Origin of the sequence: Sorangium sp. So ce145 (genome assembly GCF_051525985.1) — a bacterium.
Taxonomy (GTDB): domain Bacteria; phylum Myxococcota_A; class Polyangia; order Polyangiales; family Polyangiaceae; genus Sorangium; species Sorangium cellulosum_B.
On the sequence record NZ_CP150315.1, the window covers coordinates 11,467,592 to 11,481,163 of the forward strand.

General features: G+C 72.7%; 11 protein-coding genes. 5 read left to right on the forward strand and 6 right to left on the reverse strand.

Features of this window, described 5'->3' with window-relative positions; all coding sequences use genetic code 11:
- Nucleotides 1–6: 6 nt before the first annotated feature.
- The gene (sdhA, locus tag WMF34_RS42610) at nucleotides 7–2,022 is read left to right on the forward strand and encodes a succinate dehydrogenase flavoprotein subunit (protein WP_437991394.1); all 2,016 of its coding nucleotides are present in this window, start codon (nucleotides 7–9) and stop codon (nucleotides 2,020–2,022) included.
- Between the two features lies 1 nt (nucleotide 2,023).
- Nucleotides 2,024–2,845, forward strand: coding sequence for a succinate dehydrogenase iron-sulfur subunit (gene sdhB / locus WMF34_RS42615; protein WP_012240918.1), 822 nt, complete (start codon nucleotides 2,024–2,026; stop codon nucleotides 2,843–2,845).
- Nucleotides 2,846–2,856: 11 nt separating this feature from the next.
- Here sdhB and WMF34_RS42620 read toward each other — a convergent pair whose 3' ends face one another.
- The 6 genes from WMF34_RS42620 to WMF34_RS42645 all read right to left on the reverse strand — a co-directional run bounded on the left by WMF34_RS42620 (nucleotide 2,857) and on the right by WMF34_RS42645 (nucleotide 8,872).
- Entirely contained in the window at nucleotides 2,857–3,423 is a 567-nt protein-coding gene (locus WMF34_RS42620; RefSeq protein WP_012240919.1) for a hypothetical protein, read from the reverse strand.
- 45 nt (nucleotides 3,424–3,468) lie between these two features.
- Entirely contained in the window at nucleotides 3,469–4,353 is an 885-nt protein-coding gene (locus WMF34_RS42625; protein WP_012240920.1) for a branched-chain amino acid ABC transporter permease, read from the reverse strand.
- 67 nt (nucleotides 4,354–4,420) lie between these two features.
- Nucleotides 4,421–5,617 carry an ABC transporter substrate-binding protein gene (locus WMF34_RS42630; RefSeq protein WP_012240921.1) on the reverse strand — a complete coding sequence of 399 codons (1,197 nt, stop codon included), beginning with the start codon at nucleotides 5,615–5,617 and terminating at the stop codon, nucleotides 4,421–4,423.
- Between the two features lie 330 nt (nucleotides 5,618–5,947).
- A complete protein-coding gene (locus tag WMF34_RS42635) occupies nucleotides 5,948–6,694 on the reverse strand; it encodes a TlyA family RNA methyltransferase (RefSeq protein WP_437742573.1) in 747 nt (248 codons plus the stop codon).
- Nucleotides 6,691–7,710, reverse strand: coding sequence for an ABC transporter substrate-binding protein (locus WMF34_RS42640; RefSeq protein WP_437991395.1), 1,020 nt, complete (start codon nucleotides 7,708–7,710; stop codon nucleotides 6,691–6,693). The genes WMF34_RS42635 and WMF34_RS42640 overlap by 4 nt, the downstream gene beginning before the upstream one ends.
- Nucleotides 7,703–8,872 (reverse strand): trypsin-like serine peptidase, encoded by a 1,170-nt coding sequence (locus WMF34_RS42645; protein WP_437991396.1) that lies wholly within the window; start codon nucleotides 8,870–8,872, stop codon nucleotides 7,703–7,705. The genes WMF34_RS42640 and WMF34_RS42645 overlap by 8 nt, the downstream gene beginning before the upstream one ends.
- Before the next feature lie 258 nt (nucleotides 8,873–9,130).
- On the opposite strand from WMF34_RS42645, the gene WMF34_RS42650 reads away from it, so the two are divergent.
- The 3 genes from WMF34_RS42650 to WMF34_RS42660 all read left to right on the forward strand — a co-directional run bounded on the left by WMF34_RS42650 (nucleotide 9,131) and on the right by WMF34_RS42660 (nucleotide 13,557).
- Nucleotides 9,131–11,695, forward strand: a complete 2,565-nt coding sequence (locus WMF34_RS42650) for a DNA internalization-related competence protein ComEC/Rec2 (RefSeq protein WP_437991397.1) — start codon at nucleotides 9,131–9,133, stop codon at nucleotides 11,693–11,695.
- Nucleotides 11,696–11,779: 84 nt separating this feature from the next.
- Nucleotides 11,780–13,270, forward strand: coding sequence for a B12-binding domain-containing radical SAM protein (locus tag WMF34_RS42655; protein WP_012240926.1), 1,491 nt, complete (start codon nucleotides 11,780–11,782; stop codon nucleotides 13,268–13,270).
- A 38-nt stretch (nucleotides 13,271–13,308) separates the two neighbouring features.
- Nucleotides 13,309–13,557 carry a glutaredoxin family protein gene (locus WMF34_RS42660; protein WP_012240927.1) on the forward strand — a complete coding sequence of 83 codons (249 nt, stop codon included), beginning with the start codon at nucleotides 13,309–13,311 and terminating at the stop codon, nucleotides 13,555–13,557.
- The last annotated feature ends 15 nt before the right edge of the window (nucleotides 13,558–13,572 follow it).

Genomic DNA, 13,572 nt, shown 5'->3' on the forward strand with positions numbered 1-13,572 from the left:
TCGAACATGGCCGCGAAGAGCACGACGAGGAGCGAGGGGGGGAAGGTTCGGCGCGTGATCGTCGTCGGGGGCGGGCTCGCCGGCCTGATGACGGTGATCAAGCTGTGCGAGGCGAAGGTCCCTGTCGACCTGATCTCCCTCGTGCCGGTGAAGCGCTCGCACTCGGCGTGCGCGCAGGGCGGCATCAACGCCTCGGTGAACACGAAGGGCGAGGGCGACAGCCCCCAGGTGCACCTCGAGGAGACGGCCTACGGCGGCGATTTCCTCGCGAACCAGCCGCCCGTCAAGGGCATGGCCGAGGCCGCGCCGGGCATCGTGAACATGCTCGATCGCATGGGCGTGCCGTTCAACCGGACGCCCGAGGGCCTGCTCGACTTCCGCCGCTTCGGCGGCACGCTCTACCACCGCACGGCGTTCGCCGGCGCGACGACGGGGCAGCAGCTGCTCTACGCGCTCGACGAGCAGGTGCGGCGGTTCGAGCTCGCCGACGTGACCGACGAGCACGGCGTGGCGATCCCGGGCGAGAAGATGGTCCGGAAGTTCGAGTTCTGGGACTTCATCGAGGCGATCCTCGACGACTCCGGCACGTGCGTGGGCTGCGTCGCGCAGGACCTGAAATCGATGCAGATCCGCGCGTTCACGGGCGACGCGGTCGTGCTCGCGACGGGCGGCTGCGGCATCGTCTTCGGCCGCTCCACGCTGAGCGTCATCTGCACGGGGACGGCGGCGTCGGCGGTCTACCAGCAGGGCGCGGTGTACGCGAACGGCGAGTTCATCCAGGTGCACCCGACGGCGATCCCGGGCGCCGACAAGCTGCGGCTCATCTCGGAGAGCGCGCGCGGCGAGGGCGGCCGCGTCTGGGTGCCGAAGGACAAGACCGACGCGCGGAGCCCGCGGGACATCCCCGAGAAGGAGCGCGACTACCTCCTCGAGCGGATGTACCCCGGCTACGGCAACCTCGTCCCCCGCGACATCGCCGCGCGCGCGATCTTCAAGACGTGCTTCCACGAGGGGCGCGGCATCTGGAACGCCGCGACGGGCCGGAACGAGAACGAGGTCTACCTCGACCTGACCCACAAGGACGAGAAGTTCCTCCGGTCGAAGCTCGCGGGCATCCTCGAGATCTACGAGAAGTTCGCGGGCACCGACCCGTACAAGAACCCGATGAAGGTCTTCCCGGCGGTCCATTATTTGATGGGCGGCCTGTGGGTCGACTACGAGGCGGACGCGCGGGGCTCGCTCAAGGCCGGGTCGCCGCGCAACCACGCGACGAGCATCCCGGGCCTCTACGCGGTGGGCGAGGTGGACTACCAGTACCACGGGGCCAACCGGCTCGGCGCCAACTCGCTGCTCTCGTGCATCTACGCCGGCATGGTGTGCGGGCCGGCGGTGGCGACCTATCAGCGGAGCATCAAGCGGAGCGCGCTCGACCTGCCGCGCTCGATCTTCGACAAGGCCGAGAAGCGCGCGGAGTCGAGCTACCAGCGCATCCTGACGCAGAACCAGGACGCGAAGCAGCCGGAGAACGCGTACCGGCTGCACCAGGAGCTCGGCGAGACGATGCTGCGCGACTGCACGATCGAGCGCGACAACGCCACGCTCGACCGGGTGCTCGAGAAGCTCGGCGAGCTCGAGGAGCGGGCGGGGCGGATCAAGTGCACGGACACGGCCCCGCGGGTGAACCAGGGGGCGCAGTTCGTGCGCCACCTCGAGAACATGCTGGTGCTCGCGCGGGTCATCGCGCAGGGGGCGAGGAACCGCGACGAGTCGCGCGGGGCGCACTACAAGCCGGAGTTCCCGGCGCGGAACGACGCCGCGTGGATGCGCACGACGCTGGCGCGCCACGAGGAGAAGGGCGCGGTGAGGTTCGTCCGCGAGTTCGACTACGCGTGCGCCGGCCAGTCGATCCACGTGACGGACGCGGTGGACACGTCGCTCGTGACGCCGCGGGAGCGCAAGTACGAGCAGGCGGGCGCGGCGAGCGCGCAAGCGACAGGGAAGCTGTCGCAGAAGAGCGTGTAGGATGGCCAAGGCGAGCGGAGACGAGGCGAACGGGGCGGCGGCGCCGGCGCAGCCGAAGGGCGAGGGCCGGCTTGTGCACCTGCGCGTGCGGCGGCAGGACACCGCGGATCGGACGGAGTCGCGGCGCTGGGAGGAGTTCAAGGTCCCCTACCTGCCGCAGATGAACGTGATCAGCGCGCTGCAGCAGATCCAGAAGGACCCGCGGACCGTGGACGGCAAGGAGGTGGCTCCTGTCGTCTGGGAGGCGGTGTGTCTGGAGGAGGTGTGCGGCTCGTGCACGATGGTGATCAACGGTCGGGTCCGACAGGCCTGCTCGGCGCTCATCGACCAGCTCGCGCCGAAGGGCGAGGTGATCACGCTGGAGCCGATGTCCAAGTTCCCGCTCGTGCGCGACCTGCTCGTCGACCGGAGCCGGATGTTCGAGGACATGAAGCGCGTGCGGGCGTGGATTGACATCGACGGCACGCACGAGCTCGGCCCGGGCCCGCGCGAGTCGCCGGAGCGGCAGCAGGAGCGATATCCGCTCTCCCGCTGCATGACGTGCGGCTGCTGTGTCGAGGCGTGCCCGCAGTACAATGACGGGACGAAGTTCGTCGGCGCCTTCGCCATCAACCTGGTGCGGCTCTACAACATGCACCCTTCGGGGGCGATGCACGAGGGCGAGCGCCTCGAGTCGGTGATGAGCGAGGGGGGGATCACCGATTGCGGCAAGTCGCAGAACTGCGTCGAGGTGTGCCCGAAGGAGATCCCGCTCGTCGACTCGCTCGCGGCCGTCTCCCGCGACACGACGAAGCGGATGCTGTTCGGCTGGCTGCTGAAGTAGGCGCGCCGCCTCTAAGGAAACAGCGACCCCGTCCCGAGCCCGAGCCCGTTCCCGAGCCCCATCTGCAGCGCGTCCGGCGCGCGCGGCCGCGCCAGCTTGTCCATGCGCATTCCCAGCAGGTGCGTGACGAGCGTGCAGGCCTGGTGCGCCCGTGCCGTCGCCTCGCACCCCATCCAGGTGCCGAGCGGCTCCCGCTCGCCGTCCTCGGCGTAGCGGATCACCGCGCCGCCCTCGGCGACCGTGATCCAGGCGTTCGCCTGGCGCGGCAGCGAGGCGTGCAGCACGCCGACCTGGCCCAGCGGATCGTCGTTCGGGCCCGTGACCCGGCCGTCCGGCTCGAGCAGCGCCACCGGCTCGGCCTCCAGGCCGAACACGCGCCCGCCGCGATCGACGCTGAGCTGGTGCTCGCCGTTCACGAGGATCTTGCCGTCCGGCATGATGTCGATCGTGAGGTCGGCGAGCGCCCAGCGCGCGCGGGGGATGTCGAGCAGCGCGCCGCCGCGCACCCAGTTGGCGGGGGGCGTCGCGGCGCACGCCGCGAGCAGCGAGAGCGGTACGACGAGAGCGAGGCGTCGCATGCGCCGAGCATACCGCAAGGAGGCGCGGCGCGGGCCAGGGCGGGCTTACACCTTCTCGGTCCCGGTCGTGCCGAGCAGCCCCGTCGGCTTCACGAGGAGCACCCCGATCAGCACCGCGAACACAAGGACGTCCTGCAGGCCGGAGTAGGGCGTGAGCTTCGTCATCTCTCCGATGATCCCGATCAACATGCCCCCGAGCATGGCGCCCGTGATGTTGCCGATGCCGCCGATGACCGCCGCCACGAACGCGCGGTTGCCGATCACGACGCCCATCGTGGGGTACACCTGCGACTGATCGAGGCAGTAAAGCACCGCGCCCACCGCCGCGAGCATCGAGCCCGTGAGGAAGGTGAGCGCGATGATGCGGCTCGTGCGGACGCCCATCAGCCGGGCGGCCTCGACGTTCACGCTGAGCGCGCGCATCGCCTTGCCCGTCCAGGTGCGCCGCACGAGCAGCTCCAGGCCGATCATCACGAGGATCGAGGTGACGAAGATCACCTGCCGCGTGTGCTCGATCGGCAGGAGCTGCGGATAGCCGCGGTAACGGGCGGTGAAGAGGAGCTGCGCCAGGTTCTGGAGGAGCACGCTCATCCCGAGCGCCGTGACCAGCGGCGTGATCCGGGTGTTCGCGAGGCCCCGCCCCCGCGAGCGGAGCGGCGCGTAAGCCACCTTCTCCACGACGACCCCGAGGACGCCCGCGAAGGCCATCGCGCAGAGGGTGCCGGCCACGCCCGCGAACAGCGGCGCGCTGTCGCCGCCGAACGCCGCGATACCGAAGAGCCCGGCGAAGGCGCCCATCATGAAGATCTCGCTATGAGCGAAGTTGATGAGCTTGAGGATGCCGTAAACCATCGTGTAGCCGAGGGCGACGAGCGCGATCATCGACCCCTGGGCGAGCCCCGTGATCAGGGCATTCACGATCTTCTCCATGGATACCTCTTCAACGCACGTTCCGCGCGCTCTTCACGTCCGAGCCAGCGCGCGGGAACGACCGCTATTACTTCGCAGCCTTCTCGTTGACCGTCGCGTAGTAAGTAAACTGCTTGTCCTTGATCCGGACGATCACGACCGGCTTGTTCGCGTTGCGCTCCGCATCGATGCTGATGACGCCCGTCGCGCCCTGGAACCCCTTGGTGTCCTGGATGGCCGCCCGGATGTCGTCCGGCGTCATCGCCTTCGCGCGGCCCATCGCGTCGGCCAGCAGCCTGGCCGCGTCGTAGGCCTGGGCCGCGATGCTCGACGGCGTGCGGTTGTACCGGTCCTTGTACTTCTTCACGAAGGCCTGCGAGTTGGGCCAGGGGACGTCCGGCGCGTAGTGGTTCGTGAAGTATGCGCCGTCGAGCTCCTCGGCGGCGTCGCGCAGGAGCTCGTTCGCGTCCCACCCGTCGCTGCCGACGAACATGCTCCCTGGTACGCCCGCGGCCTTGGCCTGTCGCGCGACCGGGGCCATGCTCGTGTAATAGATCGGCGCGTAGATCATCTCGGGGTTCGCCGATTTGAGCTCGTTGATGTACGTCGTGAAGTTGGTCTCCTTCTTGAGGAAGCTCTTCTCCATGACGATCTCGCCGCCTAGGCGCTTCACCTCGTCGCGGAACTCCTTGGCGAGGCCCGACGAGTAGAGGTCGTCGGAGGCGAAGAAGAGCCCCACCTTCTTCTTGCCGAGCGTGTTCACGATGAACTGCGCGCCCATCTGGCCCTGCACGTCGTCCGTGAAGCAGGCGCGGAAGACGAACGGGCCGACCTTCGTCACGTCCGGGTTCGTGGACGACGGCGTGATCATCGGCACCTTCTTCTTGTTGGCGACGATGCCGCCGGCGCGCGACCGCGACGAGGCGACCTCGCCGAGGAGGGCCAGCACGTGATCCCGATCGATGAGCTGCAGGACCTTGTTGGTCGCCTCCTCGGGCTTCGACTTGTTGTCCTCGTAGAGGACGTGGATCGGCTTGCCCTTGACCCCACCGGCCTTGTTGATCTCGTCGATCGCGAGATCGATAGCCTCCTTCGAGTCGACGCCGAACGCCGTCTCCTCGCCCGAGAGGCTGAAGTAAGCGCCGACCTTCCACTCGGCGTCGTCCTTGGCGTGCTCGGCCGCGTTGCCGGCCGAACCCTCGCTCTTCTTGTCGCAACCGAGCGTCATCGCGCTGAGCGCGAGCGCCCCGGCGATCATCTTCACCAAACCCCGTCGTCCGAGCATGTCGTCGTCCTCCCTGTCGCCGGGCTGCCTCGCGTGGGGTCGCCCGCGGTGGCCATGGCCGCCCACGGAGCGGCTCAGAGCGCGTGTACTCACCGCGTCTACCATTGTCTACGCGGCACGTCAGCATCGTCGGGCCGCGATGCGGTCGGCGCGGAGCATCTTAAGTGTTCGACTTTCCACGGATTCCGGCGACCGAGCCCGGCGTCGTGGCGCGCGGCGTAGCGCGCCGCGGCCAGCCAACGCGGTGCGCATGGCGGCTAACCGATGCGGCGGCTGGTCAACGGGGTGCACATGGCGGCTGGCCAACGCGGCGGCTGATCAACGCGGCGGCTAACCGGTGCGGCGCGCATGGACGAAGTGCTCGACGTTCCCCTTCGGCCCGCGCACCGCGCTGTCGACCTGGCCGACGACCGAGAAGCCCGCGGCCTCGATGGCCTGGCGCCCGTCGGCGATCGCCGCGAGGCGGGTCGCCTCGTCGCGGATGACGCCGCGGCCGCGGGCGGCGGCCTCACGGCCCGCCTCGAACTGCGGCTTGATCAGCGCCACGAGATCCCCCGAGGGGCGGAGCAGGCGGGCGATCGCGTCGATGAGGCGGGAGATGCTGATGAACGACGCGTCGACGACGACGAGATCGATGGGGACGTCGAAGTCCTCTCGCTGGAGCTCGCGGGCGTTGACCCGATCGCGCACCTCGACGCGCGCATCGGCGCGGAGCTTGGCGGCGAGCTGGCCGTAGCCGACGTCGACGGCGAAGACCCGCGCCGCGCCGCGCTGGAGCAGGCAATCGGTGAAGCCGCCGGTCGAGGCGCCCACGTCGACGCACGTCTTCCCGGCGACGTCGAGGCCGTGCGCCGCGAAGGCCGCGAGCGCGTGCTCGAGCTTCTCGCCGCCGCGCGAGACGAACCGGGGGCCGGAGGCGACGTGGACCTCGGCGTCCTCCGGGAGCAGCGTGCCCGGCTTGTCGATGCGGCGCGGCCCCGAGGTGACCTTGCCGGCCATGATCAGCGCCTGCGCCTCGGTCCGCGAGCCGGCGAGCTTCCGGGCGACGAGCAGGGCGTCGGCGCGCACGCGGGTCATGGCGCCTCCGTCCCGGGCAGGGGCGCCGCGAGGCCTGCGCCGCCGGGGGAGGGAGGGACAACCGCGCCGTCGGAGAGCGCCAGCGCGTCGCCGTGGAGCGCCCGCGCCACGGCGGCGAGGCCGTCGCCGATGCGCGGGCCCGGGCGCAGCACGACCTCGGTGTTCAGCGGGCGCAGGCGCCCCTCGCGCACGGCGCGCAGCGATCTCCAGCCGGGCGCGTCCCGGAGCGTCGCCAGCCTGGAGGCGCCCCGCATATCGCCGCCGCTGGACGTGCCGTCGAGCAGGACATCGGGATCCACCACGAGCAGCTGCTCGACGCTGATCGACGGGTAGGCGCCGCCGCGGGTGATCACGTTCTCGCCGCCGGCCAGACGGATGAGCTCATCGGGAAAGCTGCCGGGGCCCGCGACGAAGAGGGGCGAGGTATCGTAAAGCAGGGCGGCCCGGACGCGCGGGGCGCCTCTTGCGGCGACCGCCTGCTCGACCGCGCGGCGCCGGGCGCGGATCCGGCCGATCGCCTGCTCCGCGCCCGGCGCCGCGTCGAGCCGCCGCCCGAGCTCCGCGAGCATGTCCTCGATCTGCGCGAGCGACTCGGTGTCGGGGAAACACGTCGCGATCCCGTGCGCGCGCAGCGACTCGTCGAGCGCGGGCCCCGCGGGGCCGCGGGCGCCGACGACGAGGGTCGGCGAGAGCGCGATGATCGCCTCGATGCTCGGGTCGGCGTAGCCGCCGACGCTCGGCAGGCCGAGCACCTCGGGCGGGTGGTCGCAGTAGCGGGACCGGCCGACGAGCGCCGCGCCGGCGCCGATCGCGCAGACCGCCTCGGTGGTGCTGGGCGACAGGGAGACGACGCGCGCACCCGCCGCGCGCGCCGGGGCGGTGCGCCCGCACGCCGCGAGCCCGAGCGCCGCGAGCCCGGCGAGCGCGGCTCGCCGCGAGAGCGCACGGCCCGGCGCGCCCGGCAGGAGCGCAGCGCCGGCGGCGCTCCGCGTGGTGGAGCGCCGCTCGTCAGCCAAGCCGCTCCCGGCTGCGCCGCCGCCGCAGGCTCGCGAGAGCGCCCAGGCTCGCCGCCCCGAGCACCCAGGGGACCGGCTGCGTCGGATCAGGCCGCGCGCTCACGCTGCAGGACCCGCTCGACGCGTCGTCCGCGGGCGGCTCGGGGACCTTCGCGCAGAAGCCGGGCTCGCCGTTGCAGCTGTAGCCGTCAGGGCACGCCGCGGCCTCGTTGCAGGGCCGCGTGCAGGTGCCGTCGAGGCACGCGTTCGCGGGGCACTGCTCCGGCTGCTCGCACGTCGCGCCGACCTCCGCCGAATACGCGGGATCGGTGGGGTAGCCGGTCGTCCAGGGCGGCTCCTTGTATCCTCCGGCACGGGCGGCGCGCACGGTCGTCTCTTTAATCCATTCCGCCCAGCGGTACACATAGCCGTAGATCGGATACTCGCAGCCCGCGGCCCCGCGCGAGGTCACGCCGATCACGCGGTGCATCAGATCGAGGCTGGGTCCGCCCGAGTCTCCCTCGCAGATGCCGGTGTCCCCGACCCACTCCGTCGCCTTCACCAGGGACGACGGGCAGCCGTCAGCCACGCAGTCGATGAACAGCCTGTCGCGGCGCCGCCGCAGGCCCGCGCCCGCGCTCTCGTCGTTCGTCGCCCCGAAGCCGACCGCGTAGTACTCCTCGCCCTCCAGGAGGGGCACGTCGACGCGCGGCACGAGCGGCACCGCCTCGCTCTCCGGGATCGGCTCGTCCAGGATCAGGATCGCCTGATCGTTGCCGCAGAACGCGTCCGTCCCCTCGCCGGGGAGCAGCACGACCTCGCTGCCGCCGTAATAACGCGCGTACCTGCCGATCTCCGCGTCGGTCGTCACGAAGATCCGGCGCGCGAGGTGCGTGTCCGTGAACTTCGTGGATCGACAGGTGATTTGGCCGTCGAGCTCATTGGCCATGTCCGACACGCAATGACGGGCCGTCAGCACCACGTTCGGGGCGATCAGGCTGCCGGTGCAGATCGCGCCGATCTCGTCGTTGTAGATGCCCACGACAGCCCTGTCGCCGTCGTCGAGATATCCGTCCTGAATGGCATCCCGCGCCTCACCGATCTCGTCAGGAGGCGCCTCCAGGGCCGAGCTGCACGCCGTCGCAGCGAGTCCCAGGGCGAGAATCCAGGTGACTCTGGGCAAGCAAAACGACATCGAAAGCCTCCAGATACTGCAATGTCTGCGCGCCGCGGGGTGCCGCAAGGAGCAAAAGATTCTAGAGGCGAAGCCGCGTTCGTGCACGCGCGGCGGGTGCGATGACCGTGCGATGACCGACTCGGCGCGTTGCTCCCCCCACACAGTGGAGAGCTCTTGCAGGATCGTCCGGCGCGCCGCCGCGCCCGGCGCCGCCATGGCGGCGCCAGGGGCGCGGCGGCCGCTCTCCCGTGAAATTCCGCGGGAATGCGCGCGGCCCAGGTGTTGCGGGGCGGCGGGGCCGTGATCGATCCCGTCCTGCTCTTCGGCCTCGCGCTCGCCGCGGGCGCGCCGCTCGCCCTCTCTCCGCTGGCCACGGCGCTCGGCGCCGCGCTCGCCGCGGCGGCGCTCCACCGCCGGGCCGGCCGCGCCGCGCTCGCCGCCGCCGGGGTGGCGCTCGTCGTGAGCGGCCTCCGCGCCCGCGCGCTGCTCGACGGCGCGGGCGCCGCCTACGATGGCGCCCTCGCGCTGCTGCAGCCGCCGGCGCGCTGCGAGGTGGCGTGCGCCGTCGTCGGCTCGCCGGTCGTCGTCGGGGCGGCGCAGCGGCGCTCCGCCGGGGCGCGCGGCGTGGACGACGAGCCGCCGGCCTCGCGCATCGACGTGGAGCTCTCCGGCGGGACGTGCGGCGGGCGAGCGCTGCAGGGGCCGCTCCGGGCGCGCCTCTACGGCGCGCCGATGGACCTCGCCCGGGGCGACCGGCTCGAGGTCACCGTGGACCTCGCGCCGATCCACCTGTTCCGGAACGAGGGGCTCCGGAACGCGACCGCCGCGATCGCGCGGAGCGGGATCGTCGCGAGCGGGACGATCGTCGAGGCGCGGCGGACGTCGGAGGGGCGCTCCCTCAACGCGGCCGTCGATCGCGCGCGGGCCTTCGTGCGCGGGCGCATCGAGGCGACGTTCCACCCCGACGCGGTGGCGCTCGGGCGCGCGCTCGTGCTCGGCGAGACCGACCTCGCGCCCGAGGACCAGGAGGCGTTCCGCGAGAGCGGCCTCGCGCACCTGCTCGCGGTCTCGGGGACGCACCTCGTGCTCGCGGTGGCGGGCTTCGCGGCGGCGCTCCGCGCGATCCTCGTCCGCGTCGGGCCGATCGCCGCCCGGTGGGACGCGGGCCGGATCACCGCGGCGCTGTGCGTGCCGGCCGCGTGGCTGTACGCCGACTTCGCCGGCGGCGGCGGCTCGGCGATGCGCGCCGCGGCGATGCTCAGCTGCGCGATGGGCGCCCGCCTCCTCGGCCTCCGTCCGGTGGGCGTCCGCTGCTTCGCCCTGTCGCTCGCGGGCGCCGCCGCCGTGGATCCGCTCGTCGCGTGGGATCTCTCGTTCGGCCTCTCCGCGGCCGCCACCGCCGGGCTGCTCTGGCTGCAGCGGCCGCTCGCCGCGCTGCTCGTGCCCGGCGAGGGGAAGCGCGGCGACGGCGGCGCCGAGGGCGGGCCGGGCGCGTCGCGGCCGCGGGAGCTCGCGCGCAAGGTCCTCGCGCCGCTGGCGACGACGCTCGCCGCCATGTTCGGGTGCGCGCCGCTGCTGCTCATGAACGGCGAGACGTTCCCGCTGCTCGGCGTGGCGGCGAACGTGGTCGCCGCGCCGATCGGCGAGCTGGCGGCGCTCCCGTTCTGCCTCGCGCACGCCGTGCTCTCGTGGGCGCCGCCGGTCGAGCGCGGCTGTGCGCTCGTCGGGTCGGGCGCGCTACTCGCCGTCCGCGCCGTGGCCCGCGCCTCGGCGGAGACCGGCGTGGTGCTGCGCCTGCCCGAGCCGTCGCCCGCCCAGCTGGCCGCGCTCGCCGCCGCCATCGCGCTCGCGTGGGCCGCGGAGCGCCGCGGCCGCCGGCTCGCCGCGCTCGCCGCCGGCGCCGCCGCGTGGCTGCTGCTCGAGGGCGTCGCCACGCGCGCAGGCGCGCCGCGCGGCGTGCTGCGCGTCAACGTCCTCGACGTGGGGCAGGGCGACGCCATCCTGATCGACCTGCCCGAGGGCGGCGCGATGCTCGTCGACGCGGGCGGCTTCGTGGGCAGCCCGGTCGACACGGGCGCGCGCGTGCTCCGGCCGCTCCTGCGGTCGCGCCGCCGCGCGCGCCTCGACGCCGTCGTCCTCTCGCACCCGCACCCCGATCACTTCGGCGGCCTGCCGGCCACGGTGGAGGGCGTCGAGGTCGGCGAGCTCTGGGACACCGGCCAGGGCGAGGCCGAGGGCGCGGGCCCGGTCTACCGGAAGCTCCTGTCGGACCTGCGCGGGCGCGGCGTGCCCATCGTGCGGCCCGACGCGCTCTGCGGCAGGCCGCGGGTCCTCTCGGGGGCGACGATCGAGGTGCTCGCGCCGTGCCCGGAGCTCCACCCCGACCGGGGCGCCAACGACAACTCGTTCGTCGTGCGCATCACCTACGGGGCTCGATCCGCGCTGCTCGTGGGCGACGCGGAGCACGAGGCCGAGGACGCGCTCGTGGCGCGCTACGGCCCCGCGCTCCGCGCCGATCTGCTCAAGGTGGGGCACCACGGCAGCCGGACGTCGACCGGCGCGGCGCTCCTCGCGGCCGTCGACCCCTCGATCGCCGCCGTCTCCTGCGGCGTCCGCAACCGCTTCGGGCACCCGAGCCCGGAGGTGCTCTCCCGCCTCTCGGCCGGCGGCGTCGCGATCGCGCGCACGGACCGCGGCGGCGCCCTGACCTGGGAGACCGACGGCGAGCGCGTCCTCTGGTCCCGCCCGGGCGAGCCGCCGCGCCCGGCCCCCGCTCCCCGCGACCGGAGGACCGCCGCCGGACACGTCCCGGAGAACGGTGGGCCGTGAGCTGGAAAAAATCGCCGCTCCGGGCGGCTGTCAGCCGGCCTCCCCATCCTTGCGCCTGGACGGCCCCTGAGGGACGCTGGGTCGATGTCTCGAAGCGCGATGACGACCACGATCCGCCGCCGCCTGGCGGGCGAGATCGGTCGTATCGACAAGCAGGCGCCCTTCCGCGTCGCGCTGTCTTACCCCTCGCCGTACCGGGCCGGAATGAGCTCGCTCGGCTTCCTCCAGATCTACAAGACCATCCAGGCCGAGCCCGGGATGGCGTGCGAGCGGGCCTTCCTGCCGGACGACGAGGGCCAGGGCGCGGACGGCCCCCCGATCACGTACGAAGGGCTCCGTCCCATCTCCGATTTCCCTGTCATCGCGCTCTCGGTGGCCTACGAGCTCGAGCTCGCCGGGGTCGTCCGCCTGCTCGAGCTGGCAGGGATACCGGCGCTCCGGGAGGAGCGCTCCTTTCGCGATCCGTTCGTCCTCGCGGGCGGTCCGCTCACGTTCTCGAACCCGCTGCCGCTCGCGGTGTTCGCCGACGCGATCATCATGGGCGAGGCCGACACCCTGGCCGTGGAGGCGCTCCGTGTGCTGCGGGACGCCCCGTCGCGGGAGGCGGCGCTCGACGCGCTGGCGGCCCTCCCCCACGTCTTCGTCCCCGCGCGCCACGGCGCGGAGATGCCCCCGGTCGCGCAGTGCGACAACGCGCTCCTCCCCGCCTGGTCGCCGATCCGCGCCGAGGAGACCGAGCTCTCGAACATGTTCCTCATCGAGGCGGAGCGGGGCTGCTCGCGCGGGTGCACCTACTGCGTGATGCGCCGCTCGACCAACGGCGGCATGCGCATCGTCCCGAAGGAGCGCCTCCTCGAGCTCATCCCCGAGGACGCGAGGCGCGTCGGCCTCGTCGGCGCCGCGGTCAGCGATCACCCGAAGATCGTCGAGGTGGTCCGGACGCTCGCCGAGCGGGGCTGCGAGGTCGGGCTGAGCAGCCTCCGGCCGGACCGGCTGACCGACGAGTTCGTCGGCGCGCTGCGGCTCGCGGGCTACAAGACGCTCACGACGGCGATGGACGGGACGAGCGAGCGGGTCCGCGAGACGCTCGAGCGGCGCGCCCGGCCCAGGCACCTCCAGCGGGCCGCGGAGCTCGCGCGGCAGCACGGGATGAATCGGCTCAAGCTGTACCTGATGGTCGGCGTCCCCGGCGAGACCGACGCCGACGTCGACGAGTGCGTCTCCTTCGTCACGGAGCTGTCCCGGATCGTGCCGGTCGCGCTCGGGATCGCGCCGTTCTGCCCGAAGCGCAACACGCCGCTCCACGGCGCGCGCTTCGCCGGGATCGACGTCGTGAACAAGCGGCTCGACCGGCTCCGCCGCGGGCTGCGGGGCCGCGCGGACGTGCGGGCCACGAGCGCGCGCTGGGCGTGGGTCGAGGCGGTGCTCGCCGCCGGCGGCGAGGCCGAGGGGCACGCCGTGCTGCAGGCCGTGCACGCGGGCGGCTCGTTCCGGGATTACGAGCGCGCGTTCGAGAAGATCAAGCGGCCGGAGCCGCCGCGCCGCCAGAGCCTGCCGCTGCTCGCGGCGGGGTGAGCGGGGCGGCTGCCAGGCCCGGAGGATCGGAGGATGCGATGACGACGCTGACCCTCTTCACGCGCGAGCGCTGCCACCTTTGCGAGGAGGCCCACGCCGCGCTCGAGCGCGTGCGCGCCCGGCTGCCGTTCGAGCTCGCCGTCGTCGACCTCGATCGGGAGGCCGGCCCGGAGAAGCGAGCGCTGTACGACTGGGAGGTCCCCGTGGTCGAGCTCGATGGTCGGAAGATCATGAAGTACCGCGTCGACGAGCGGCGGCTCGAGCGGCTGCTCTCCGGCCCGGAGTGAAGCACCGCGTCGAAG